Source organism: Paenibacillus fonticola DSM 21315 (assembly GCF_000381905.1).
In the GTDB taxonomy this organism is placed as follows: Bacteria; Bacillota; Bacilli; order Paenibacillales; family Paenibacillaceae; genus Fontibacillus; species Fontibacillus fonticola.
In genome coordinates this window covers 26,287-50,738 of the sequence record NZ_KB907266.1, presented here as the reverse complement: position 1 = coordinate 50,738, position 24,452 = coordinate 26,287, and the positions used below count along the sequence as shown (strand labels likewise).

The following is a 24,452-nucleotide window of genomic DNA, read 5'->3' as shown; positions in this document are numbered from 1 at the left end:
CCGCCGGCAAAACGCCGCTATTCTGCGCCGTCCCGGCAGCGAAAGCTCTACAGGAATACCGCTTTAACTGACTGGCTAGGAACAGCGCCAAGACTTAACGATGAAGCACTCTCCAGTAAAATATGCCTGCCTTCTGCAGATGAAGCATGAAATGCGTGCATCGCTTCGAGCACATGATAGGCAAGCATGCCGCTAGCCCGGTGCTCCCTGCCCTCCAGAATAGCTCTGGCCATATCCTCTATGCCTTTCCCTCTCTCATCAGAAGCTGCGGCAAATACATGCGGGAGGATACTCCATTCCTCTGAACCGTACGTGCGGATTTTTACATCGCCGTCAAAAAAGTTCGGATCAGGAACAAGCAGGGAACCTTCTGTCCCGTATATTTCGATTCGCGGCAATGTGCTGCCTCCAGGAATATCAAAACTCGTGACTAAGGTGCCAATCGCGCCAGAAGCAAAATCAAGCGTCCCGCTATAATGCGTCGGAGTATACACCGGAATACGCGCACCCGCGCGCGGACCGGATTTCACAACGCGCTCTGGAACGAGGCTGGCCGCAGAACTGCTAATGCGGTTGATCGGCCCCAGCAAACTGACGAGTGCCGTCAAATAGTAAGGACCCATATCAAACATCGGTCCCCCGCCCTCAGCGTAGAAAAATTCCGGATTAGGGTGCCATCCTTCGGGACCTGCCCCCATCATGAAGGCGGCGGCCGCTACCGGTCTGCCGATAAGCCCATCCTCGATTGCCATGCGGCTGGTCTCGATTCCCGCTCCCAGGAACGTGTCTGGAGCACAACCTACCCGTAAACGGCTGGCCGCTGCGAGCTCGAGCGTTTGTTTCGCATCTTCGAGTGAAATCGATAATGGCTTTTCTGCGTAAACATGCTTTCCATGTTCAAGGGCAGCGATATTGACTGCCGCGTGGGCAGCAGGAATGGTCAAATTCAGTATGATATCAATATCGGGAGACTTCAGCATTTCATCTACAGTAAGCACCCGCTCAATCCCATACTCCTTAGCCCGCTCTTCCGCCTTCTCCAGCAGTAAATCTGCAAGCGCTGCCACTGTCACAATGTCACTTTGTCTTAAATACTTTAAGTAGGCTGGGCAGATGTTTCCGCATCCGATGATTCCTATTCTCATGCCCATCATTGTAGAGGCACCCCCAAGAAGCATTATTGTTGTTTTGACTTCACTCTATTAACATAGTAATCAGAACAGCTTCATTATAAAATGAATAATATGATTGAGACATGAACAATCTGCTCATTATTTTTTAACAAAGCAATGGAGGACAACATATGAGAGTTCATACTGACTTGCAAATACTGACAGCAGGCTACTCACTTCACCGCAAGCCGTTCCACATGTCCAGGTGCGAAGGACTCGGTCAATATTTAATACGTCTGCAGACGGCAGGAAGATGCCGAAGCCGGATCAACGGCCAGCTAGAGCTGCTTGAACCGGGCGATCTGCTCCTCTTCGCCCCTGATGAGCCCTATGAACTAAAAATCGAAGCGGAGCAAAATAAGCTTGGCGAGTTCACGGTGGACAGCGCGGATTATCATATTTTCCTGTCCGGCGATTGGATTGAGAAATGGTGGAAGCAAGCTTCACGTCCTAATAAAACCAAAGTCACACTGTCCGAAGGTATTGTTGGCGCCTTCCGGCAAATTATGCTGGAGCAGCGCAGAATTTCAAATCCCACGCCGGAAATAGCTGAATATTATTTAAAAATTTTATGTCTGGACATCGACCGGAATTTACAGCAATATCAAGTTCCGTCGCATCAAACCTATCTTGCCCACCGCATTAAAAATTATATCGAGGAAAATGCCTCATCCCCTTTCAAGCTGGAGGATGTAGCTTCCCATATCGGCATTAGCGTGTCCCGGGCTGTCTATTTGTTTAAAGAAGCGTTTGGCACCAGCATCATTCAATACACGCTGGAAATTCGCATAAATATGGCGCGTGAGCGCATCATTTTTAGCCCATTATCTTTAGAGCATGTCGCCGAAAGTTCTGGTTTCCCGAACTATAATTATTTCCATAGAGTATTTCGCAAACGTTACGGAATGTCGCCTAAAGAGTTTCGTCAGAGCGCCCGCAACAACGTTTAGCTGCAGAACAGCAAGTACAGCACAGGGAATAAGGAAGCACAGCCAGCGGCAGGATGCCGCCTGCCGACCGCTGCGGCTGTGAATATAAAAGAAGCCCGAGTAAGGGGTCCCCTGCTCGAGCTTCTTTTGCTATATAATGTTAAGCTTTGTTCACGTGCAAGCTTAAACCGGAAAGTCTCCTTGCTTCAAAGCCTGTTCGATTTGGCGCTTCTTTTCTTGATTTTTTTTCGCGTAGGTTCCGATCGCCAAAACGATCACAATACAAATGATTTCAAACCCGTATTTTACCCAGCCATTTACAAACCAGCTATGAATGAGCGGCTCATCGATGATCATTTTTGACGCTGTCCAGACGAGTACGGCCGCACCGATCGTAATGACGAACGGATACCGGTCGGTGAGCTTCAGAATCAGTGTACTTCCCCAGACCATAATCGGTATGGAAATGGCCAGCCCGATCACAACCAGCGTGAAATGGCCATCCGCAGCACCAGCCACCGCCAGGACGTTATCCAGTCCCATCATCGTATCGGCGATAATGATCGTGCGAATCGCAGCCCACATTTGGCTTCCTGCATTAATTTCATGATTTTTCTCATCGACCAGCAATTTGTATGCAATGTACAGCAGCATCAGGCCCCCGGCAAGGCGAAGCCCTTTAATGTTGAGCAATTCCAATACAGCCACGGTCATAATGACACGAACGATAATCGCACCGACGGTTCCCCAGAGGATTACTTTCTTCTGATCCGCCTTCTGTACGTTGCGCGCTGCAAGCCCTATAACAATAGCATTGTCTCCGGCAAGAACGAGGTCAATCAGCACGATCGACATTAAAGCGGTCCAAAAATCCAGCGAAGTAATGTCCATACTTTCTCTCCCTTCTTCTCTAGCGATGAACTTGTCCCATAAAAAAAACGCCGTGCCAGTATCGGGCACGACGCTTACGCATCAAAAAAACCTTCACCCAATACTCATGCGGGCAAAGGTCTCGCCAACAACATAAATGTTGTCAATAAAGCCGGGGATGGTTGATTTCCCGTAATGACGACTTTACTGTTACAGCTACTCCCCTTTGGGAACCATGCATCTTATAATGGGAACATTATAGCATGAACTTTCCGCTTGTGCCATACATTATGAAAAAATATGAAACCAACACGCAAGTTTCTAAAGCCTTCGTCTCTCTGGTATGATACGAGAAGAAGGAGAGGCTTCCCTATGAAGAAATGGACCGTTGTTCTAATGTACTCTACTTTATTTGGCGTTACTTATATATACCGCCATGAGCTTGCAGTATGGAGCCAGGAATCCCCGCCGGTATGGATGCTGTTTGCCCTCTCAACACTGCTGGCGCTGTTTCCCGTCATGCCATATAAAATTGTAATCGCAGCGGCAGGATATGTGATGGGGACATGGATCGGCGGAACGGTTATAATGTTCGGCTCTACACTGGCTGGAGCTATTGTATATTGGGCAGCAGCGATTTTCCGGAACTCGGCTTCAGGCTGGTTAACCCGATTTAAACAGGTTGAGCGGCTGGCTGAATATGCGGCCAACAGACCGTTTCGCACCATAGTGATCTGCCGCTTGATTCCGGTCGTTCCCCAAACTGCGGTTAACATTTATGCAGGGGTGACGGGGATGTCCTTCATTCCTTTTATTGTTGGCTCCCTCGTCGGCAAGATGCCCGCGGTTTTCATTTATGCTTATGTCGGCTCAGCTGCAGAAGAGCAGCCTGTAACGGCAGCGGCTATCGCCATTGCCTATTTTGTCATTTTATTTATGGGGCTGTGGGGATACAAGAAGCTGCGCGGCCACAGAAGCCTGCGCTGATTCTGTTCACTGGCAATAGTTTGGGGATTGCTGCAAAAAAAGATATAATAAAAATCATACAAGTGAAACGGAGGGATAACGATGAATACAACACCATCTTCCAATAAAGAACTGGCTACTTTTGCCGGCGGTTGTTTCTGGTGCATGGTCGCACCTTTCGAGGAGCTGCCTGGCATTTATGGGATCGTCTCCGGCTATACCGGCGGTCATACTCCAAATCCAACATATGAAGAGGTCTGCTCTAACCGAACCGGGCACTACGAGGCTGTACAAATTACGTTCGATCCCGCTTTGTTTCCTTACCGGAAGCTGCTCGAGCTGTTCTGGCAGCAAATCGATCCGACCGATGAGGGCGGTCAATTCCATGACCGTGGAGATTCATACCGGACCGCTATTTTTTATCACAGCGATCAGCAGCGTAAGGAAGCCGAAGCGTCCAAAGTGGAGCTGGAGCAAAGCGGGCGGTTCGACAGCCCGATTGTTACCGCTATTCTCCCGGCAGCTCCCTTCTATGCTGCGGAAGAGTATCACCAGCAATATCACAAGAAAAATCCCGCTCATTACAAGCGGTACCGCAAAGGCTCCGGACGGGAGGACTACATTGAGCGCCATTGGTCAGGCCCTGCCAATGCGGAGGAACTGAAGCAGCGGCTCACTCCGATCCAGTATGAAGTGACGCAAAATAACGGTACGGAAAGACCGTTTACGGGAGAGTATTGGGATCACGAAGAAGATGGCATCTACGTAGATATCGTCTCCGGCGAGCCGCTGTTCAGCTCCAAGGATAAATACGACGCCGGTTGCGGCTGGCCAAGCTTTACCCGGCCTTTGAGATCGTACAGCATTAAGGAAAAGGTGGATACGAGCCATTTCATGGTTCGCACCGAGGTTCGCAGCCGTGAAGGCGATTCTCATCTGGGTCACGTGTTTGAGGATGGGCCGCAGCCGACCGGACTGCGGTACTGCATCAATTCCGCCGCACTGCGCTTTATCCCCAAGGAAGAGCTGGTGCAGGAAGGATACGGGGAGTACCTCTACCTGTTCGAAGAGCCAGGGCAGCCCGGCAGCGATGAATAATAAACCGCGTTAGCGTGCGTCTGAATCAGGGTAATAAATATAGGAATACTACTCTCACAAGGAGGAGATCATCCATGCCTTGGAGCAAACAGGATTACCCGGTATCCATGAAAAACCTGGACGCGCGCGTCCGCAACAAAGCGATTGAAATCGCAAACGCCCTGCTTGAGGAAGGTTATGAGGAAGGAAAAGCCATCGCGATCGGCACGGCCAAAGCGCATGAGTGGGACGAAAACCACCCCAAACATCATGACGACAAAAAATAATGCCGCCGCAAACGGCAAAAAACAGCTCAGGCCATCAGGCCCGGGCTGTTTTTTCTTTGATTGCATATGGCACACGTAGAACTGCGGTATCTTGCTTTCCGCAGTGTACGGTCCAGGTGATCGTCTTGCCGGCGATCAGCACAGCCATGATCGTGAACACCGTTTCCGTAAATGGTAAATATATTAAAGATATGCCTAGAACCAAGGCATCCATCAGAATGAAAACCGTACCGATCTTCAGGCCGGATCGTTCACTGATAATAAGGGACAGCATATCGTCCCCGCCGGTAGCCCCGCCTGTCCGCAGTACGACGCCTGCGCCAATTCCCGTGAACACACCCGACAGCAGCGCAGCGATCGGCAAATTATTCTGCAGATTCAAGGTAAGCGGCGAGAACTGCTCGCACAGCTCATAAAATGCCGAGAATGCCAGTGATGCAAATAACGTATTTGCAATAAACTTGCGTCCTTTTAAGAACACGGCGGCGATCAGTACCGGAATATCCAGCATGATCATGCTCAAAGCCGGCGGCAAATCGAACAAATACTTGCCCAGCAGCGCCAAGCCCACGAATCCGCCCTCGGCTAAACCGTTCTGAAAATTAATATGATAATACGTGAAAGCCAATAAAAACGTGCCCAGCAACAGCATTGTTACCTGCAAGCTCAAGGCCTGCCAGTCTACTCTTTTCCCCATTTCCAATCCCTCTTATCGTAGTTTGGTCAGCCTTGCGGCCGCACCCTACAAAGAAGGTTGGTGAGGAGTTCATCCTTCGCATGATTCCACGCTTCCTTCGTAGGGTGGTTAAAATAAATCACCGGCAACACTACGAAAAGAAGCTAAGTGTAAGAGAGATCACAACGTTTCCAAATCGTCCTTAGGGATTTCGTCCTTCGGGAACCCATGGTATCCTGATCCTTTCTTTTTTGGTTTGTATCTATCTTTATTATAACACAGCGGGAATGATGACTAAACAGCTAGGAGGCGGATCTGTTTTCTTTTTTCGTTAATTTGTGACGAATATCATTGCATTTTTGGGATTGTTCACATTTTAGGAAATTTTCGTGTGATGATAATCACCTTTTGCTGGCAATTGCAGTCCTATACTGATGAGGATGTTTGAACAATTCATGAAGAAAGAGGGTACTGTTATGCTTGATTCCCGAACAATTGCCATCATTAAATCCACTGTCCCGGTACTGGAAATTCATGGAGAAACGATTACCCGTACATTTTATCAGACGATGTTCAGAAATCATCCGGAGCTGCTGAATATTTTCAACCACGCCAATCAGCGCCAGGGCAAGCAGCCGACAGCGCTAGCTAATGCGGTTTATGCCGCGGCCGCCCATATTGACAACCTAGGGCAAATCCTTCCGGTCGTGCGCGGTATCGCCCACAAGCACCGTGCGTTAGGCATCCTTCCGGAGCACTATCCGATCGTTGGCGAAAATTTGCTCGGCGCGATCAAAACGGTGTTAGGCGAAGCTGCGACAGATGATATTTTGGAAGCCTGGAGCAGAGCTTACGGGGTCATTGCCGATGCATTCATTAGTGTAGAAGCCGACATGTACGAGCAATCTGCCCAGCAACCTGGAGGATGGCGGGGATTTCGCCGGTTTGTCGTCGAGCGCAAAGTGCAGGAAACGGACGAAGCAGCGTCTTTCTATCTCGTACCGGAAGACGGCGAAGCGTTCGCCTCCTTTGAACCAGGGCAATACATTACGGTTCGCGTTAAGCCTGAAGGGCAGGAGTTTACGCATCTTCGCCATTACAGCCTGTCGGCTGCACCCGGAACTGCGTATTACCGCATTACCGTCAAACGGGAAGACGACGGCCTGAACAAGCCGGCTGGCATCGTATCGACCTATTTGCATAACAATGTGAAGCAAGGGGACGTACTTGAAATTAGCGCCCCGGCAGGCGACTTTACGCTGAATCAAAACCGGCAGACAACTGTCACCCTCATTAGTGGAGGAGTCGGTCTTACGCCGATGATCAGCATGCTGGAGACGCTGCTGGCGCATTCTGACCGTGAAGTTGTATATATTCACGCTGCGCGCAGTGAAGACCGCCATATCATGAAGGAGCATACCGCTGCCCTTGCCGCCAAGCATTCCCAGCTCAAATGCTATACCGTCTATGAAAAAGCCGAAGCAAATGGCAGCTGCGACAAAATCGGTTATATCGACGCTGCATGGCTTTTGAGCGTAGCGCCGCCACAATCCGACTTCTACTTCTGCGGCCCCGTGCCGTTCATGCAAGCCGTCTATCAAGCGCTGCATGAAATGAATGTGCCGGAAGACAGCATTCATTACGAATTTTTCGGGCCAGCTGGCAGTCTGAGCAGCGCCGGTTCAGCCCCTGTCTCCAATTAGACGATGGGCTATAGACCCCTTACCGGTCAACTGCAGCTAGGTTAAATCTATAGGCACTTATGGATTACTTTAACCTATAGGTCTTACTTTAAACGTAAGGCACTTCACCTAAAGAGCTGACTTAAGTGTGCTGCCCGCGCAGCAGCCGATTGACCGTCTCACGCCGGATGCCGATTAGTTGTCCTATCTCCTCCTGAGTTAAATAGTCCGTAAGAGGCATCCCGTTTGCGTGATGACTCAGCCATTTTTGCAGCAGCTCCAGCCGTTCGCTAGGCGTTCCTACGGTCAGGTGATCGAGGCGCTCCTGCATGAAACGTACCTTCTCCTGAAGGAGGCGGGCTACCTCAAGCGGCTTTTTAGGATTGTCCTCCAGCTCACGGTACCACTCCTGGGCGGATATGACTTCCACCTCGCTGCGAATAAGCGCCACAGCCGTACCGTGGATTTCCTTCGGAGAGATCAGGGAGTGATGAGGCACGGTTTCGCCAGGATACAAAATATTAAAAAGGACCATATTTCCATTTTCGTGCAGGCGGGTTACCTTGAACAATCCGCTCTTAATATGGTATAAATACTTGCCGTCATCTCCCTGGCGAAATAAAATCTCACCTTTATGCAAAATCATCGGAATCGCTCCATTTCGTTTGGTACACAGCTTATATAGATGATTATAACAAAAAAAATCATTCCCTAAAAAAGTTTCATACCACCAGCAAGCCCAGCACCGACAGGCGCTGGGCTTTTTATTAGTAAAGCTATTTGGACTGGCCGTCCGAAGACGCTTCCTCTTCTTTATGGGCAACCTTGGTTTCCTGCTTAGTTCGCCATGCTTCATAGTTATGAACGGCCACGCCTTCAAAGGAGGAATGCCTGTTCACGAGCGGAATCAGCTTATTTATTTCCTGGTGTACGGATGACAGCGATTGTTCGTGGAAGGATACTCCCGGTCCCTCCGTACTCTGGCCCAGTTCAACTCCGACCCACACCTGCTTTTTTTGCTTGTCCGCTTCCTCCAGCGTTGTACGCGACACATTGTAAATCGCTTCGGCAGAATCGCGGTAGGCCATAATGGCCACATAATCAAACTTATCGACCATCCACCGCCTCAAATCGTTGCCTTCGCCGAGCTCCTCGTGCTCAACCCCGTCGAGCCAAAACGGCACTGCGGCTCCTATGGTGAGTTGATCACGTTCCGCGTTCTCCACCCAAACCCGCGCGCTCTCCATCCACTGTTCAACGATCGAGGCCTGCTCGGTACTCCAGCCTTTTAACAAATAAGGCTCTACGTCCAATTGAACACCGGCGAACCTCTCCTCAGGCTTAGACTCCCTATTGTACTTCTTCACCCAATTCAGAAATTCGGCAGCCTCCCTGCGCTGCTCACGCAGCGCCCATTCGGGATGTCCGTCCAAGGCATGAACCTCCATGTCTGCCTTGCTTGCAGCCGCTACAAAATGCCGGTACGACGACTCGGTTACGCCATTTCCAATTTGCAGAAATATGGTCACAACCCCTTGCTGTTTGGCAAACTCAATAATATCGTCCGTATGATGCACAACCTGCTGGCTGTCCCACAGCCAGGTCGCCTTCGATTCGGTTACAGAAGGACGGAGTACAACAATAAACAGTATGGCAAGCAGGGCAGCTACTCCTAATGACATAATCACAAGTCCTTTATATTTTGTATAAAATGCCTTGAGATCCATCTCCTCCCCACTCCTTCCTTCTATAAAAATCTCTTTTTATCCTACGATCAGCACCTCTTCCTGTTCATTTACATGCTGTACGGAATGGCCGATTTTGTACACATGCGGCAACTGGAATTCCTTAAATGCATTACGGGTATCCAGAATAGGAACCCCGAGTCCAGCAATGGCACTGTAATCCAAATTCGTATGATTCGTCACCAGCACCATGCAATCATAAGTTTTAAATTTGTCCAGGTCGTATGCTACGCTTTGAATAGTAACTCCTGCTTTGTCTCTAAAGCTGGTAGCGAACGGATCATAATATTCGACCTGCGCACCGCTGTCTTTATAAAGTTCATATACTTCAAGACCCGGCGACTCCCGAAGATCGCTAATATCCGGTTTATAAGCCATACCGAGAATAAGAATGTTCGATTTTTTAATAGATTTTGCATACTCATTCAAAATTTTTGATGTCTTGTTCACTACATAGTAAGGCATATTATCATTTGTTGATTGAGCGAGTTCAATAAACTGACTGTAGAAGCGGAACCCTTTTGCTTTCCACGACAGGTACATCGGATCCAGCGGGATGCAATGCCCGCCGATTCCCGGTCCCGGGTAGAACGGCATGAAGCCGAATGGCTTCGTCTTCGCAGCATCGATCACTTCCCATACATCGATGCCCATCCGATCGCACATCAAGGCCATTTCATTAACAAAAGCAATGTTTACACTGCGGAATGTATTTTCCAGAAGTTTGGACATTTCAGCAACCTTCGGCGAAGATACGGGAACAACCGTCTCGACATATCGGCTGTATACAGCGACGCCAAGACCAAGGCAAGCCTCCGTCGTCCCGCCGATCACTTTCGGTGTATTAAACGTATTGAATCTAGCATTGGACGGGTCTACCCGTTCCGGTGAGAAGCAGAGAAAGAAATCCTCGCCCACAACATGGCCCAGGCTCTCCAGCTCACGTTGAATGAGCTCTTCTGTCGTCCCAGGATAGGTCGTGCTTTCGAGCGTTATCAAAATTCCTTTTTTCATATAGCGTTTAATGTTTTCTACTACTCTTACGATGTAAGAGGTGTCTGGATCCTGATTTTCACTGAGCGGCGTCGGTACGCAGATGCTGATCGCGTCCACATCCCGCAGAGCGGCATAATCTGTCGTAGCATAAAAGCGTCCCGACTTGACGACTTCGTTTAACGTATCTGAAGAGATATCATGAATATAAGATTCCCCGCGAGAAATTTTATCGATTTTTCTGGAATCCAGATCAATGCCTACGACTTTAAATCCTTGCTTGACCATTTCCACAGCCAGCGGGAGCCCGACATATCCCAAACCTACGACACACAGCACGGCTTCTTTCGATTCGATAGCTTTCAATAAATCACGGTATTGTTTATTCACAGGTTTCAACCTCCATTTATTTATCTATTATGAGTGTTTTTCTGTTCAGTGAATGCAACGTCGAATCCGTGCGTCCAGTTCAACCGGCGAGAAAGGCTTTGTAATATAATCGTCTATGCCGCTCTTGAAGCATAAACTAATGGTTTGCTCTACCCGCTGCTCGGTCAATACAACGATTTTCGGGACAGTTTTGACATTAAGCTGCTGTATATGATGAATATAAGGCAGACCATCAATCCCATACAGGTTCAATTCCGTCAGCACCAGGTCAGGGTTCCAGCTCTCAATGAGCTCCAGCGCAGAAATCCCATTATCCGTCACGGCCGTCTCATACCCCTGCATCTGTAGTCTGATTTGCAAGAACTCCCTTACGGTGGCATCGCCTTCCACGATAAGAATGCGGGTTTGTGACGGCTGGAATTCTTCTTTGGTGAAAATATGGATGTCTCCGGCCGGGCTTAGCTTTGCGGACTCTTCCATTTGTTTCAGCAGCTGCTCATTCAGCTCGCCTTGCTCGGGAAAGCTCGACAACGCCATGTGAAGCTCCAGGTCTCCGTTAATCTCTTGAATCCGCTGCTTTAGCAGCAAGCCTTGAAAATGAACCGTGTCAAGTGTTTGCCCTGGCAGCAAAACGGCTATGCTCCCAGGCTGATGGCCGCTCCACATGGCAAAAGTTACGCCAGGCTGGGATTCCAAAATCCCGCTAATTTGCGATTCCAGATAAGACGGAGCGTTTACAGAATAAATGAATAGAACCCCGTTTGCCTCATGGGCAGACTCCTTCACCTTTTGTATGATCGTTACATATAAATTGGATTGCTCAATTTCAGTTTGCAGTGCTGCCGTATTCGGCATGATTGATTCCCGCCTTTCTTTTATTTGGATTGTTCAGCTGCTTTATTTCATTGTTCTGACCTTCATCAACTCCCTTCCTGTCTGCTGCGGATTAGCGCCAGTTTCTGCTGGTTAGCGCAGGCTTTGTTGATTAGCGCCAGATCCTGTCGGCCAGCACAGGCTTTGTTGATCGGCATCAGGTCCTGCTCGTTAGCGTTAGGTTCTGCTGGTCAGCACTAGTCCTGCTTATCAGCGTGAGTCCCCGCTGATCTTCCTTACGCCGTCTTCGCTGCTTTGCTCTCTTCTTTCCAGCTCGTCCGGGTCATTGTGCCCCAGGAATTGTTGTTGCGCAAATATTGAATGTGGCCTTGAATCCGCCACAACCCGCCAAGCTGGGCATACCCGAAAAATTTCAATGCGGAGAAGAGCAGCAGACGGGCTAGGTCGGACACCTTCGTAAATCTCTTGAAGGCGAGCTCCTCCAAAAACAAGGCGCCAATACTGAGCAGATAACCGCTCAAAATGTTGATCAGTCCAAACACCACGAGTATTTTCCAGTTCGTCATATCCAGCAGTGTATACCCGACCAGTGCGAGCAATCCGGTAATTTTGAAATAAGGATTGAGCGCTTCGAAAATAATGTTATAAGGCATTGTCAGCAGCCCCATCACCCTGTATTTCGGATTAAAGGCCATATCGTAATTCTCAATCATGTTCTTCAGGTTACCGCGTCCCCAGCGCTTCCGCTGGTTGGACAAAATACGGTAGGAGTCTGGCGCTTGCGTCCAGCATACCGCTTCCGGGCAAAAAGCAACCCGGTATTTCAGCTTGTTCTCCAGCATGTAACGATGCAGCTTGATAATAATGTTCATGTCCTCGCCCGGATAGCCTCCGCGGTATCCCCCTACGGCGATGACATAGTCCTTGCGGAACATCCCGAACGCTCCAGATACGATAATCAGCCCATTAATGGCACTCCAGCCGATACGCCCGCCAAGAAATGCCTTCAAATATTCCACAGCCTGGAACATCGGCCACATTTTACGGGGCAGCGATACTTCCTTAACCGCGCCATTCTCGATCAGACAGCCGTTAGCAATCCGCACATCGCCGCCGATAGCTACCGTCTCCTCCGGATTCTCCATATACATTCGGGCCATTCTGATCAGTGCATCCTTTTCCAGCAATGAATCGGCATCGATCGAAGAAATGAGCGGATAGTGAGACAAATTAATACCCGCGTTCAAAGAGTCCGCTTTACCGCCGTTCGGCTTATCTATTACAAACAAATGGGGATACTGAGGATTATGATAGACCGCACGAATCGGCTGACAGTCGATAGAGTTGCGCATTTCCGGATTCGGAAGCGGCTCCAGACCGAACTCCTCCCGCAATACCTCTAACGTATTGTCACTGGAACCGTCGTTAATGACAATCACTTCATAGGTCGGATAATTCAAGGTCAGCAAGCATTTCACATTTTCGATTACCGTAAGCTCTTCGTTAAAGGCTGGCACCAGCAAGGACACCGAGGGTACAAGCTCCGAGCCGGAAAGCGTGTTATATTTCGAATACGCCGATCTGCGAAATATCGTCATAATGTTACGGAATGAAAAAGTCAAAATCGTAAAATAAATCGTATTTACCGTCATCACGTAATAAATAGCAAACAGACCGTAAATAAGTAAAATATCTCTAAGCAGTGTAATCGCCTCCGACCGCTGCGACCTGACGAATCGGCCTTTTTTCGGCGACGCCGAAATACCGTTCGTACAGCAGCTTTTTTTTGTTATAGGCGACCATTTGGTCGAGTTTCTCGTGTTCATTGTTCTGCTGCATCGCTCTCTCAATATGGTACATCGCGGTCTCACGCTCGACTCCCGATCCATTCATCGCGACTTGACAGAGCACTTCAAAACCGGTCTCTCCCAGCTTGGTCAAGCTTTCGGCACTGTTGTTTCTCACCCACCAGTTCGCATCCTTAAGGGCGCTGCGCAGCAGCGGGATACTTCCTGCAGCATGCAGGGAGCCGAGAGATTTGGCTACGGCGGCCCGGACTTCCCAGTCTTTGTCAGCCATCAGGCTCTTGATCGTGTCATCTTTCAACACCGGGTTGGAACTCAAATAGAGCCTCACCGCTTCGGCCCGGACATCTGTCTGTTCGGCGCCAACCAAGCGATCCAAGGAAGGCACTACTTCCGGTATCGCCTGCCCCCACATCGCTACAAGGGCAACCTTGACCAGATCCGGATTTTCGTCATCCAGCAGCTTAAGCAGCAGCCGGCTGGCATCCAGCTGCGACTCCATCACAATGTCCGCAGCCATATTGTGAATTGGTTTACCGTGACGGAGCAAATGCTGCAGCATTTCTTTTAACTGCTCCTCCTGCTCAGCGCTTTTGGCCACCGCACGGGCTACAACGATCGTAAGCGGCGTGTACTTTTCACTTTCCAGCATCTTCAGCAGCCGGGGAACAGCCTCGGCCGCCCGCATTCCGCCAAGCCGGTAAGCAGCGGCAATACGCCGTCCGTAGAACAAGCTGTCGAGCAGCTTAATATCTTCGCGCACAAAGCCTGCCTCATAACATAGCCTTACCAGCTTCTCGCGATAATCGCCCTTGAACTGGCCGATCCATTCGATGCATTTCTGCTGAATGACCCGCCACTCCAATTCCTTCAGCTTACCGGGCGGAAGCGGCAGCGCTGCCGTGCCGTTCAAATGCGTTTGAATAAACTTGAAATAATCCTGATGCTTCTGCAAATAGTACTTGCTCTTTTTCTCTTTATTCAAATGGCTGAGCCGTAATGTGAATAAGAGTGCAATGCCAATCCCGATCAATCCCAGGCATACGTAAATGAAATAAATAGCCAAGGTAAGATGCGTGTACATAAAGAACATTCCTCCTTCTATATACCAGACACCGGACTATTCAGGCTCATGATCCGGCAAGCTTTCGTAATACTCTTTCAGGGCATAATAGCCGGATTTCAAATTCTCGGTGTAATTTACAGTTTCCCAAGGCGACCAAGTATATTTGGGCTGCTCCGCAAAATCGGCGGGTCCATCACTTCCTGGTCCGAATACTTTCTGGCTTTGACGGTCCTTGACCCAGGGGACGAAGGTAATCCCTTCGCTTTGCGTCGTTGTGAACGTGCGGTCTTTCTTCAGCGGTCCATAATCAATCACCTGAAGTGAGCTTGGGTCCGCGAAGCCGAGCAGCATCCACGGAATACGCAGCTCCACTTCTCTGCCGCTATATTGCCATGAAGTCAGCGAGTTAAAGTTGTCACTTTGGCGATCTGAAATTCCACGCACCAGCTTGCCTACCGTCATATCCTTAAAAGGCTGACTTAACCTCGTATCCGGCGGTGACATCGTCAGGCTGACAGCAAGTTTCCAAGGCTGAAACTGCACTTGCTGCTCCTCTGCCGGATCATCCAGCATCCAATAGCCATACCGCCCATAAAGACGCTGATGGAAGTCATAGCTCGGTGCTATCCTCACTTCCGTCTCTTCATCCCGCCCGACGATGACTAAGCCTTCCAGACCATCGCTCAGCTTAATTCCGGGAAGTTCCGTGACCGGCTCGTCCCCTCCTTCTTGCGTATGCGTCCCAAGGTATATTTGCCGGGTTTCCGGATCAAAGTCTTCACTTAGCGTAAGCCCCACATAAACATAAGCCTCGTCATGGGTCACGCGGAACCGCTCTATGCCGGGAGCGGGTTTGTCCCAGTACTTCACTTCCCCTTCCGGCAAAGCATCCCAGTCGTTCAACCGGCCGTCGATGATAATATCGTCCTCCTTGCCCGGACCCATGGCGACGATGCCAAACAGTTTCTCGTTCGTCAGGACATTCAGCCAATAAGAACGGCGGTCCTCGGGAATTTCAAAGCGCATCGTATTCCACGTCTTCTTGAACCATTCATCCTGCCACATGAACAATATGGCGCCGGAATAGCCCTCATCGTAAATGTCCTTGGTCAAGGATACGTCGATTTCAGCCTTTTCGGCATCGCTGTGCCCCCCCTGATTCCGTCCCCCGGGACCGATATGCGATACGCCCAAGGACGCAGGTACGCCGTACTCGGTAACCATGACCGGGATATCCTTGTAGTGCTCCTTTAACTGCCGTAAATAAGCCTTATACGTATTGAACCCGCCGTTTCCATCCGGGATCGTTTCCAGCGTCTTGTCCAGATGGAAGAAATCCGGATAATACGGGTAGACGTGATAGGCAGCGAAATACCCGGCTTCCCAATCCACCGGCTCGATATGCGTCGCATCCACGCTGGCTAAATCCTCTTCAAACAGAGGCTCGCCGGGATGCTCAAGCACGTCCGTCGTGACCCAGTTCGTGAAGGTCATCGGATGCTGCCAGCCGTAAGAGGATTCCAGCTCCGCCGTTTGATCGATCAGCTCGGCCAGCCAGCTCTCGAACGGGCTAGCTTTATCCAGCGCCGAGAAATGCTTGCCCTGATAAGGCTCCGTTGAGGCATACAGCTTGTTCGTATTGTCAACCATCTCGGGATCCCACTCCGTGCCGATATGCCAGGCCATCAAATAAGGTCCTGCATTCGCCCGGTACTTTCCTCCCGAGGCTCCCGGATGAACTGGTACTTTCAAATCTCCATATACGGCTTTCACCGCTTTTTCGATTTCCTTGTGGAATGTCTCCTTGATTCCCGGGTTGTACGCATCCTTAAGCTCGATCAACTGCTCCTCCGGCGACCAAATGCCCTGGATGAAGTACAGCGGGTCGTCTCCCTTATCCTTGTTGTATTTAACTAAAGACGTATAGAACACCGGGTTGTGAACAGTATAAATACGTATGACGTTTGCACCCATGTCATCAATTTGTTTGAACCAGCGCATATAATCTTGTTCTGTAATCGGGAATTCTCCCGGAAAATGTCCAGGAACCGTAGCCCCTAAATTCACGCCTTTTACAAAAATTTCCTGCCATTTACCGTCACCTTTATACTTCATAAAGCGGTCACCTGATGTTTGGAATTTGATTTTCGCACCGTCCGAAGCCTCGAATGTGATGTGGGACGGCGGGAAATTCCAAGCGATGAGGTAAATGCCCCCGGCGATAAAAATACCGCCAAGTACAAGTAAAACTATCAGCCGTTTTCGCGCTAACGTTGTCATCGGTTTTACGCTTGTCACCTCGCTATTTTTTTGTATGCAGGCGATTTACAGTACGGTCCCCTCACACCTCCACTCCTCGTATTACCTCTATCATTAACCAAGTACTCGAATAAAGTAACTAGGCTAATAGAAGCGTTTTGCATCTGGGCCTTCCTTGTGTAGTTTAGAGACTTCCAGCACCTAATTGCCTGTTTATTACATTAAAACCTTTAAATTACTTCGTCCTGCATCGGCATGAAAACAACTTGAAAATAAAGCAATACCTTGCTATGTTTCCAAGTTGCTGTTTTCATCAGAGCCCAGTGCTCCTGCTGTTCGCTCATATTAGACGCACAACTTATTGCGAAGTTTCGTTCTATTTTTACACCCGTTTCCATAAAGGTTACAAAATTGATACCAAAGTCTCGCTAAAAAATCGCCTAACCATGCGGCTTTCGAGCGTTTTGCCAAATTGTGGAACCCTTCTAAAAAACGTACGCTGGTCCTATATTAGGCTTAATGGTTGCCTTCCTACTTCAAGAGAAATTTTCTTGCCAGCCTGCTTGGTCCCGCAAATGACTTCTTACCTATATAATTTTTTGTTTTTAAATCCAATATATTACATTTTACTTAATATAAAGGAATCATCTTTACTTAAATAAACGAGCCATTTTCCAGAAAATTCACTTGCATAACGAACTTACGTTCGGTATATAATAAATAAAACGAATATACGTTCGCATTATGGTGGTGTGATATCATGACTAACCCAACATTCGAGACAGAAGAGGATATTCAAATCATCAAAGAGTACACCTTGCTGCCTATTTTGCTGGATATGCTGGCAAGGGATATCGCTGAACTCAGCAGGCACCAGAATAAAATGATCTACAATCTGGTTATTTTTTATCTAAAAGGCGTCGAGGATCTGATTCATCGTGAATTGAAAGCTCTGAGGGCCAAAATGAGGCAGCAGCGCATCCAAATCCTTGCTACGACGATGGACGCGCTGGGCGTTGAGGTGGAGTATAAGGTTCGAGGTTATATTCATCATTTCAAAATGCTGAGAAGCTTGGTTAAAGCGGAGCTTATGATTCTTTTTATGAAGCTGTGGGAGGCACCTAGATGAAACACGCACACGAAAGAACGATCTTCCTGGCAGATTGCCAGAGCTTCTACGCCAGCATCGAGAAGGCGGATCACCCCGGTTGCAAGAACAAGCCGGTCGCCGTTGCCGGAGATCCGGCCCGCCGTTCAGGGATTATTCTGGCGGCTTGCCCGATCGCGAAAAGCTTTGGAGTGACGACAGCGGAGCGATTAGGGGAGGCGATCAGGAAATGTCCTGAGCTCGTAGTCATACGCCCGAGGATGCAGCATTACATCAATGTATCCCTGATGATTACGGAAATCTATAAGGAGTATACGGATTTGGTAGAAATTTTTTCGATCGACGAGCAATTTCTTGACGTATCGGGAAGCCTTCATTTATTTAACGGCGATCCTTTGGCGATGGCCAGGTCGATTCAGCAGAAAGTGCTGAAGCAAACCGGAGTATGGGTACGAATCGGCATCAGCTCCAACAAAATGCTTGCTAAGCTGGCAACCGACATTTGGGCGAAGAAAAATCCGAGCGGGCTGTACACGCTCCCCCCTGCCAACGTCCCCTCCGTGCTTTGGCCCGAGCCGATTCACAAAATGTTCGGCGTCGGCTCGCGCATGGCAGCTCATTTTACCCGGCTCGGGATGTACCGGATTGGAGATGTCGCCAGAACGCCGCTGCCGCTCCTGAAGGATAAGTTCCGCGCCCGTTTTGGGAAGCAGAGCGACATCCAGGCGGAAATCATGTGGCGAACGGCGAACGGCCTCGATAATTCTCCGGTTACGCCGCGAACGTTTGAGGCCGCCCCGAAATCGGTCAGCCATATGATGACCCTGCCGAGGGATTATGCCGAGCCTGACGAGATCGACACGATTTTACTGGAGCTTGTAGAGGAGGTGTGCCGGGATTGCCGGCGCAAGGGATATATGGGCCAGGTCGTTGCAGTCAGCTGCCTGTGCAGCCCTTACGACGCACGAATCGGCTTCTCCCGGCAGATGAAGCTGCCGGACCCGACGCACCATACGAATACCGTATATGAAGCGGCCAAAGCGCTATTCTACCGCCATTGGAACGGCTTGCCCGTGCGCCGGGCAGGCATCGCACTGAGCAGCCTGGCGTCAGATAGCCATTACCAATTGACCCTTTTCGAGGATCAGATAAAGTACAGGGCCTTGGATAAGGCGACCGATGAAATTAAAGATCGTTTCGGCAGTGCAGCTATCATAAGAGCCTCCTCTTTAACCGCATCAGGTCAAGCGAATGAACGGGCACAGAAAATTGGAGGGCACTACAAATGAGTAAAAAGCTTACAAACAATGGGTTATGGGAATCAAGCCGCATGATGCTTCCCCAGCATAAGGAGGCTCACATCCTTCGAGAGAAAACTGCAGGCAAGAAAGAACGGCCGCAAATCGATGAGCAGGAGGCGGACCGCCTTTCGCGCATCATCGCCGAATCGATGCTGTACGGCCAAGAGGTGACGCTGCTTGTATTTGGACAATTTAATGAAACAGAATTAAAAGGCATCGTGACGAAAATAGACCAGCAGCGAAAAAAAATCAGGCTCATCCAGGGCCATGATGTATTTTGGGTGAGCATAACGGATATTATCGGCGCGCAATTGCAATTTAGAGATTTCTGACTACTACTTCAAGCCCGGTACCCCGAGACGTCCCCTCTGAACTATAATCTGGATCGGCTCTAGGCCGTGGGCTACCTGAATCGCCATGCTGCAGAGACCATATCCTGAGCCGTGCTGTGGAACATTCGGTGAGCTATGCCTTGAGCTATACCCTGTTTTGAGAAAATCAATATAGGATATCCTGCCTCCTCACCTATGTGGGATTTAGCTGCCGTAAGGCCCTCCAGCAACCTTTTTAATTTTGGCTTGGTTAAACTTTGTTGTTGATATTTGATAACTACGAACAACAAGGGTAATATCACTGTTCGGAGATGATTTGCCCTAATATCACTGAACGCAAGCCACGTAAACGTGGTGGAAAAGCCAAGTATCGTGGTATCAGTTATGACCAAGTGTGTGTACTCGTTGCTCGTGACCGCCAGAAAATGACGTACTCTGGCGTTCTTGGACGTGGGCGTATTCGCACAACGAAATTGAATGAGGTAATTGGTGGTCATTTATCCGACTCAAACGTGCTCTGTACTGATTCATGGAGAGCATTCAGTTCCTATGCGAATGCTAAAGGATTAGCTCATTTCCGATTCAAGTCCGATGGAAAACAACGTGTGAAAGGCGTGTACCATATCCAAAACGTCAACAGCTACCACAGCCGCTTGAAAAAGTGGATGGATCGCTTTAACGGTGTTGCAACTAAATATTTGCAACATTATTTGGCTTGGTTTCGTTACGTAGACAGCAAGGAATATGAAAATACCGCATCGAATAAGAAAAATATGTTGGTCAAATCATGCCTGTTTACTGTGACCGACACAAACACCAAACTTCGGCTTTCTGCTTATTCTTGTTAAACTAACAGACGGTTCTATAACATCATGCGAAATATATTACTTTAATCTATATAAGTTGAACTAGTAATAATGGATGTGGGTAATGGGGTAAGTGCGTAAATGTTCAAAAGGTCGCTGTTGCTCAACAAGCTGTCTTATATTTAGATGCCGCACACTAAGATGCATAGACCAAGTTGTCGCGCAATAAATGGAATTCATGTATCTAATTATGCTCTAAACGAATGTTTCAGGGGATTAGATGGATTCTATGCACTAATATCAAGGATCCAGCCCATGATAGGAAGCCTCCCTACTTTTAAGGACATCTGATACATTTAAATTTATTTTCCCTTCTTTTTCGCAGAAATTAAATACTACGAATCCATTTATATAAGTTGAACTATTATAATACAAGTAAGGAGGCAGTTATGAAGGTTAGGTTAAGTGAATTCAGTGAAGATTGGATTAGGCTTTTTCACGAGGAAGCTAATTTTCTGAAAACCATATTTAACGATGAGATCGTACGATTTGAGCATTTTGGAAGCACATCGGTTCCTGGAATGAAAGCCAAACCTGTAATTGATATGATGTGTATTGTAACAAGCATCAGTAAAATTGATTTGTTTAACGACAAAATGCGTTCTCTTAATTATGATGTTGCTGGAGATTGGGGTATCCCAGGAAGAAGGTTATTCCGCAAAGGTGGAGAGAACAGAACTCACCACATCCATTTCTATGAAATTAATAACCCCCGAATCGAACGGCATCTCGTATTTAGAGACTATTTAAAAGCATCCTGAAGAGGTTTTGAGATACAGTCGATTTAAGGAAGAATTAACCCAACATTTTGAAAACACAAACGAATATAGCCCAGCAAGAAGGCGTTTGTAATGGAAATGAAGCAACTTGCTCTTGCTTGGTTTATAAAAAACAAAAAATACTAATTTATTCCACTAACAGGAAGCGATAGCTCAATAAAGCCGCCTATTTACCAGGCGGCTTTATTATGGTCAGTTATCAACAGTTGAATTTAACATAGCCTTAATTTTAAAATTCCAGCTTCTACTTGATTAGATGTAAATAACCTATGTGGGCCGCCCAACAAAAGGTTGCCTGTCATAGGTCCAGTTGCTTCTCACTCCCTTTGCCTATTAATATAGGGGACAATAAAGCGCCGCAAAATGTGAAGAAACCGTTCGCCCCTGGGCGAACGGTTTTTCCTCCTGACGTCTCTTACTTTGAGTCTTGCTGTTGCATCTGCTTACCTGAACATTCCCCACAGCTTAAGCAAATGAAGCGTGTTGCGGGGGTCGATTTTCTGCGCAATAACGAACTGTACCATTTGCTCCTCTTGCTGGCCGGTCAAGCGCTCATTCAACACCGAGGCTGCCGATTTAACAAGCCGCTTCACCTTCGCCCGATCTTGCAGATCCGCTTTGGTAAGCCCATCAACCAAGCCCTTAATACGTTCTTTGATGACCGGGTTTTTCATTTTAAGTTTAACCCGCTCCACCAGCTGCGGACTAATGCCGTAGTGCTGATAACTCAAAGCTGTACTACACCTCCCGTCACATGCTGATCCTCATTAATATATGACGGATAGGATGTACATGTTGCCACAATTCAGGCGCCGGAAAATATGCCCCGCATCGGGAAGCCCGTTTAACCGCTCTCACTCATGTTTCCCAATACGACCGTAACCCTGTTATTTCAGGAATGAAATCGCCTCATGAGTACGTCCGAGCTTCGCAATAGTCTCCTCATACTGCCTTGAAGCATATGCAAAAAATAAAATATCGATTACAACGAGCTGAGCCAATCGCGAGCCCGTAGCTCCGCTGCGCAAAGTCGCTTCCGGGGCAAGCGGCGTAAACAGCATCGTATCAGCCAATTCCGACACTTTATGATTCCCGAAGCGGGATAGGCCGATGCTGCGCACTCCGTACTGTCTCGCCACGCGGAACAGCTGGACGACTTCCTTCGTATTGCCGCTGTAGGAGACGCCCATAAATAGCGCTTCGGGCGGAGCACTGGCCAGTGCCGCCGCAAGTAGATGCCCATCCCCCAGTGCGGAAGCCTGCTTGCCAAGGCGCAGCCATTTCTGCGCCGCATCGGCAGCAACAATCCCGGACGCCCCGACACCGTACATATAAATCACCGGCGCTTTCCGAAACTGCTCGACCACTTGCTCAATCTGCTCCGGCTGCAAATGCAGCACCGTATCCTGAATAGCCTGCAAGCTGTTTGCCACAGTTTTCTGAATTACATTGTGCACCGCTTCATTATGCTCAATATCATAGTAACCGGGCTTTTGCGGTTTAGCGTTGTCGACCGACAGCCGTACCTTTAAATCCGGGAACCCGCTTAAGCCAAGGGAACGGCATAGACGGGTAATCGCAGCCGCGCTCGTTCCTGCTTGTTCCGCCAACGCATGAATGCTCAATTTGGAAACCTGTTCAGGCTTATCCAAAATATACTGAGCGGCTTTTCGCTCGGACTCCGGCAGCTGCGGCAGCACAGCCTCGATTTGCACTACAATGCTTCCCGTCATACTTCATCTCCCCTGTCCATGAATCACTCTTACTTATTATGCTCTACAAGCATCTGCTTTGTAAAACCGAAGAAATAAGTAAGCAGAAATCCAGCGGTATAAGACATGACCAATCCAGCCAAATAAGCCAGCACAGTCATTCCAAAATCCATCGGTCCCTTCATTAATGGAATCAGAACGAGACCCGAAGGCCCGATTGCGACAGAGCCGATGAACCGTTCCGACATTGCGAACAATCCCAGCAGCGCACCGCCAAAGCCTCCGCCAAGACAAGCCGTAATAAACGGGCGCCCCAGCGGGAGACTGACGCCGTAGATCAGCGGCTCTCCTATACCGAGAAATCCGACGGGCAGCGCCCCCTTGATCAAATTGCGCAGCTTTGTATTATGCTTCAGCTTAATGTAAATCGCTATTGCAGAACCTACCTGACCCGCGCCAGCCATAGCCAGAATAGGCAGCAGTGCCGTATAGCCTACCTGATTGATCAGCTCGGCATGAATTGGAATAAGTGCCTGATGCAGACCGAACATAACGAGCGGTAAAAACAAGGAGGCCAACACGAACCCGGATAATGGCCCGCCATGAGCCAGCAGCCATGTCGTTACTGTACCGATTCCTTGGGAAATAATTCCCGTAACCGGCATAAGCAGAAATACCGTTAACAATCCAACGATAAGCAAAGAAAGCGTAGGCGTCACAATGATATCGATCGAAGCGGGAACACGCTTGCGGATAAATCGCTCGACTACACAGACAAGTCCTGCGGCCAAAATCGCCCCAATTATTCCGCCCTGTCCGGCATTCAAGCTGATTTCGCCGAAAAATGGATATGTGTAACTGATTTTGGTCACAGCAGGCGCGACGATAATAGCGGCAACTGCCCCGCCCAAAGACGGTGTCCCGCCAAATTCTTTAGCCGCATTAATGCCGGCGAAGATCGTCAAGTATCCGAAGAAGGCGGAGCCGATGACGCTCAGAATTGGCTGCAGCGTAACGAGCCAGGCAGCCTCGTTGCCTGAAGTAATAAGATTGTTCATCAGTCCGGCGATACCGTTAATAATCCCAGCACCGACCAGCGCCGGGATGAGCGGGATAAAGATACTGCCTATTTTGCGCAGAAAATTTTTAAAGGGAGTATTATTTTTGTTTTTCAATACCGTCTTAATGTCCTCACTGCCCTGGGCGGCAGACGCTTCGCTACTCTTCCCGCCGGACAAACCCTGGTCGGGTGTTTTCTGGCCTTGCGGCTGCTGAAGGAGCTTGCCAAATTGCTCTGCTACCTTGTTTACAACCCCCGGTCCAAGAATGACCTGATAAGTCTCATCATTGACTACACCAAGCACGCCTTCTGTCTCCTTCAGAGCAGCCTCGTTAATCAGGCCGTGATCCAAAATACTGATGCGGAGCCTGGTCATGCAATTCGTAAACTGCCTGACATTGCCGGCCCCCCCGATATAATCGAGTATTTCTTCTGCCAACACTGCATATTTGTTCGTTTGCGTCATCTGCTTAACCTCCCTTATCATTGTGGGAATAGCTCAGAGAACTTCATTTACACTTACAGCTGGACATACAGCTTCAC

21 protein-coding genes and 2 pseudogenes are annotated in these 24,452 nt (G+C 48.8%); 10 read left to right on the top strand and 13 right to left on the bottom strand.

Annotated features, from left to right (window positions below; all coding sequences use genetic code 11):
- Positions 1–47: 47 nt before the first annotated feature.
- The gene (locus G358_RS30555; RefSeq protein ID WP_019639110.1) at positions 48–1,154 is read right to left on the bottom strand and encodes a Gfo/Idh/MocA family protein; all 1,107 of its coding nucleotides are present in this window, start codon (positions 1,152–1,154) and stop codon (positions 48–50) included.
- A gap of 149 nt (positions 1,155–1,303) precedes the next feature.
- Here G358_RS30555 and G358_RS0120390 point away from each other — a divergent pair, with 149 nt between their 5' ends.
- A complete protein-coding gene (locus tag G358_RS0120390; RefSeq protein ID WP_019639109.1) occupies positions 1,304–2,122 on the top strand; it encodes an AraC family transcriptional regulator in 819 nt (272 codons plus the stop codon).
- A 162-nt stretch (positions 2,123–2,284) separates the two neighbouring features.
- Here G358_RS0120390 and G358_RS0120385 read toward each other — a convergent pair whose 3' ends face one another.
- Positions 2,285–2,992, bottom strand: a complete 708-nt coding sequence (locus tag G358_RS0120385) for a TerC family protein (protein ID WP_019639108.1) — start codon at positions 2,990–2,992, stop codon at positions 2,285–2,287.
- Between the two features lie 351 nt (positions 2,993–3,343).
- Between G358_RS0120385 and G358_RS0120380 the strand changes: the two genes are divergently transcribed.
- From G358_RS0120380 to G358_RS0120370, 3 genes are all read left to right on the top strand, one after another.
- Positions 3,344–3,958 carry a TVP38/TMEM64 family protein gene (locus tag G358_RS0120380; protein ID WP_019639107.1) on the top strand — a complete coding sequence of 205 codons (615 nt, stop codon included), beginning with the start codon at positions 3,344–3,346 and terminating at the stop codon, positions 3,956–3,958.
- An 81-nt stretch (positions 3,959–4,039) separates the two neighbouring features.
- On the top strand, positions 4,040–5,035 hold the full coding sequence (gene msrA, locus G358_RS0120375; RefSeq protein WP_019639106.1) for a peptide-methionine (S)-S-oxide reductase MsrA: 996 nt from the start codon (positions 4,040–4,042) through the stop codon (positions 5,033–5,035).
- A gap of 74 nt (positions 5,036–5,109) precedes the next feature.
- A complete protein-coding gene (locus tag G358_RS0120370; protein WP_019639105.1) occupies positions 5,110–5,301 on the top strand; it encodes a DUF2188 domain-containing protein in 192 nt (63 codons plus the stop codon).
- Between the two features lie 34 nt (positions 5,302–5,335).
- On the opposite strand, the gene G358_RS0120365 is transcribed toward G358_RS0120370, so the two are convergent.
- Positions 5,336–5,998, bottom strand: a complete 663-nt coding sequence (locus G358_RS0120365) for a YitT family protein (RefSeq protein WP_019639104.1) — start codon at positions 5,996–5,998, stop codon at positions 5,336–5,338.
- A 455-nt stretch (positions 5,999–6,453) separates the two neighbouring features.
- Between G358_RS0120365 and hmpA the strand changes: the two genes are divergently transcribed.
- On the top strand, positions 6,454–7,680 hold the full coding sequence (hmpA, locus tag G358_RS0120360; protein ID WP_019639103.1) for an NO-inducible flavohemoprotein: 1,227 nt from the start codon (positions 6,454–6,456) through the stop codon (positions 7,678–7,680).
- A gap of 121 nt (positions 7,681–7,801) precedes the next feature.
- Here hmpA and G358_RS0120355 read toward each other — a convergent pair whose 3' ends face one another.
- The 7 genes from G358_RS0120355 to G358_RS0120320 form a co-directional block, all read right to left on the bottom strand.
- Complete coding sequence (locus G358_RS0120355) at positions 7,802–8,305, bottom strand: Crp/Fnr family transcriptional regulator (protein WP_019639102.1); 504 nt, start codon at positions 8,303–8,305, stop codon at positions 7,802–7,804.
- 130 nt (positions 8,306–8,435) lie between these two features.
- Positions 8,436–9,386 (bottom strand): hypothetical protein, encoded by a 951-nt coding sequence (locus tag G358_RS0120350; RefSeq protein WP_019639101.1) that lies wholly within the window; start codon positions 9,384–9,386, stop codon positions 8,436–8,438.
- Positions 9,387–9,422: 36 nt separating this feature from the next.
- On the bottom strand, positions 9,423–10,787 hold the full coding sequence (locus tag G358_RS0120345; RefSeq protein ID WP_019639100.1) for a nucleotide sugar dehydrogenase: 1,365 nt from the start codon (positions 10,785–10,787) through the stop codon (positions 9,423–9,425).
- A gap of 45 nt (positions 10,788–10,832) precedes the next feature.
- Positions 10,833–11,642: a response regulator transcription factor gene (locus tag G358_RS0120340; RefSeq protein ID WP_019639099.1), complete on the bottom strand. Its 810-nt coding sequence runs from the start codon at positions 11,640–11,642 to the stop codon at positions 10,833–10,835.
- Between the two features lie 254 nt (positions 11,643–11,896).
- On the bottom strand, positions 11,897–13,273 hold the full coding sequence (locus G358_RS0120330) for a glycosyltransferase family 2 protein (protein ID WP_019639097.1): 1,377 nt from the start codon (positions 13,271–13,273) through the stop codon (positions 11,897–11,899).
- Positions 13,274–13,316: 43 nt separating this feature from the next.
- The gene (locus G358_RS0120325) at positions 13,317–14,510 is read right to left on the bottom strand and encodes a HEAT repeat domain-containing protein (protein WP_019639096.1); all 1,194 of its coding nucleotides are present in this window, start codon (positions 14,508–14,510) and stop codon (positions 13,317–13,319) included.
- A gap of 36 nt (positions 14,511–14,546) precedes the next feature.
- Positions 14,547–16,772, bottom strand: coding sequence for a glycoside hydrolase family 5 protein (locus G358_RS0120320; RefSeq protein ID WP_019639095.1), 2,226 nt, complete (start codon positions 16,770–16,772; stop codon positions 14,547–14,549).
- A gap of 739 nt (positions 16,773–17,511) precedes the next feature.
- Here G358_RS0120320 and G358_RS30550 point away from each other — a divergent pair.
- The 5 genes and pseudogenes from G358_RS30550 to G358_RS31360 all read left to right on the top strand — a co-directional run bounded on the left by G358_RS30550 (position 17,512) and on the right by G358_RS31360 (position 21,263).
- The gene (locus tag G358_RS30550; RefSeq protein WP_019639094.1) at positions 17,512–17,880 is read left to right on the top strand and encodes a YhjD family protein; all 369 of its coding nucleotides are present in this window, start codon (positions 17,512–17,514) and stop codon (positions 17,878–17,880) included.
- Positions 17,877–19,148, top strand: coding sequence for a DNA polymerase IV (locus G358_RS0120305; RefSeq protein ID WP_019639093.1), 1,272 nt, complete (start codon positions 17,877–17,879; stop codon positions 19,146–19,148). Before G358_RS30550 ends, G358_RS0120305 begins: the two co-directional genes overlap by 4 nt.
- A complete protein-coding gene (locus G358_RS0120300; protein ID WP_019639092.1) occupies positions 19,145–19,492 on the top strand; it encodes a YolD-like family protein in 348 nt (115 codons plus the stop codon). The genes G358_RS0120305 and G358_RS0120300 overlap by 4 nt, the downstream gene beginning before the upstream one ends.
- 323 nt (positions 19,493–19,815) lie before the next feature.
- A pseudogene (locus tag G358_RS32530) lies at positions 19,816–20,340 on the top strand (IS1595 family transposase); the annotation flags it as partial.
- A 407-nt stretch (positions 20,341–20,747) separates the two neighbouring features.
- Positions 20,748–21,263, top strand: a pseudogene (locus tag G358_RS31360) (GrpB family protein).
- 317 nt (positions 21,264–21,580) lie between these two features.
- Here G358_RS31360 and G358_RS0120285 read toward each other — a convergent pair.
- The 3 genes from G358_RS0120285 to G358_RS0120275 form a co-directional block, all read right to left on the bottom strand.
- Positions 21,581–21,868, bottom strand: a complete 288-nt coding sequence (locus tag G358_RS0120285) for a stage VI sporulation protein F (RefSeq protein WP_019639089.1) — start codon at positions 21,866–21,868, stop codon at positions 21,581–21,583.
- Positions 21,869–22,024: 156 nt separating this feature from the next.
- On the bottom strand, positions 22,025–22,870 hold the full coding sequence (locus G358_RS0120280) for a MurR/RpiR family transcriptional regulator (RefSeq protein ID WP_019639088.1): 846 nt from the start codon (positions 22,868–22,870) through the stop codon (positions 22,025–22,027).
- A gap of 29 nt (positions 22,871–22,899) precedes the next feature.
- Positions 22,900–24,375: a PTS transporter subunit EIIC gene (locus tag G358_RS0120275; protein ID WP_019639087.1), complete on the bottom strand. Its 1,476-nt coding sequence runs from the start codon at positions 24,373–24,375 to the stop codon at positions 22,900–22,902.
- Positions 24,376–24,452: the final 77 nt, after the last annotated feature.

Bases quoted from the DNA above. Each gene is read 5' to 3' on its own strand.
- G358_RS30555 (WP_019639110.1), bottom strand. From the start codon at position 1,154: ATGATGGGCATGAGAATAGGAATCATCGGATGCGGAAACATCTGCCCA.
- G358_RS0120390 (WP_019639109.1), top strand. From the start codon at position 1,304: ATGAGAGTTCATACTGACTTGCAAATACTGACAGCAGGCTACTCACTT.
- G358_RS0120385 (WP_019639108.1), bottom strand. From the start codon at position 2,992: ATGGACATTACTTCGCTGGATTTTTGGACCGCTTTAATGTCGATCGTG.
- G358_RS0120380 (WP_019639107.1), top strand. From the start codon at position 3,344: ATGAAGAAATGGACCGTTGTTCTAATGTACTCTACTTTATTTGGCGTT.
- msrA (WP_019639106.1), top strand. From the start codon at position 4,040: ATGAATACAACACCATCTTCCAATAAAGAACTGGCTACTTTTGCCGGC.
- G358_RS0120370 (WP_019639105.1), top strand. From the start codon at position 5,110: ATGCCTTGGAGCAAACAGGATTACCCGGTATCCATGAAAAACCTGGAC.
- G358_RS0120365 (WP_019639104.1), bottom strand. From the start codon at position 5,998: ATGGGGAAAAGAGTAGACTGGCAGGCCTTGAGCTTGCAGGTAACAATG.
- hmpA (WP_019639103.1), top strand. From the start codon at position 6,454: ATGCTTGATTCCCGAACAATTGCCATCATTAAATCCACTGTCCCGGTA.
- G358_RS0120355 (WP_019639102.1), bottom strand. From the start codon at position 8,305: ATGATTTTGCATAAAGGTGAGATTTTATTTCGCCAGGGAGATGACGGC.
- G358_RS0120350 (WP_019639101.1), bottom strand. From the start codon at position 9,386: ATGGATCTCAAGGCATTTTATACAAAATATAAAGGACTTGTGATTATG.
- G358_RS0120340 (WP_019639099.1), bottom strand. From the start codon at position 11,642: ATGCCGAATACGGCAGCACTGCAAACTGAAATTGAGCAATCCAATTTA.
- G358_RS0120330 (WP_019639097.1), bottom strand. From the start codon at position 13,273: ATGACGGTAAATACGATTTATTTTACGATTTTGACTTTTTCATTCCGT.
- G358_RS0120325 (WP_019639096.1), bottom strand. From the start codon at position 14,510: ATGTACACGCATCTTACCTTGGCTATTTATTTCATTTACGTATGCCTG.
- G358_RS0120320 (WP_019639095.1), bottom strand. From the start codon at position 16,772: ATGACAACGTTAGCGCGAAAACGGCTGATAGTTTTACTTGTACTTGGC.
- G358_RS30550 (WP_019639094.1), top strand. From the start codon at position 17,512: ATGACTAACCCAACATTCGAGACAGAAGAGGATATTCAAATCATCAAA.
- G358_RS0120305 (WP_019639093.1), top strand. From the start codon at position 17,877: ATGAAACACGCACACGAAAGAACGATCTTCCTGGCAGATTGCCAGAGC.
- G358_RS0120300 (WP_019639092.1), top strand. From the start codon at position 19,145: ATGAGTAAAAAGCTTACAAACAATGGGTTATGGGAATCAAGCCGCATG.
- G358_RS0120280 (WP_019639088.1), bottom strand. From the start codon at position 22,870: ATGACGGGAAGCATTGTAGTGCAAATCGAGGCTGTGCTGCCGCAGCTG.
- G358_RS0120275 (WP_019639087.1), bottom strand. From the start codon at position 24,375: ATGACGCAAACGAACAAATATGCAGTGTTGGCAGAAGAAATACTCGAT.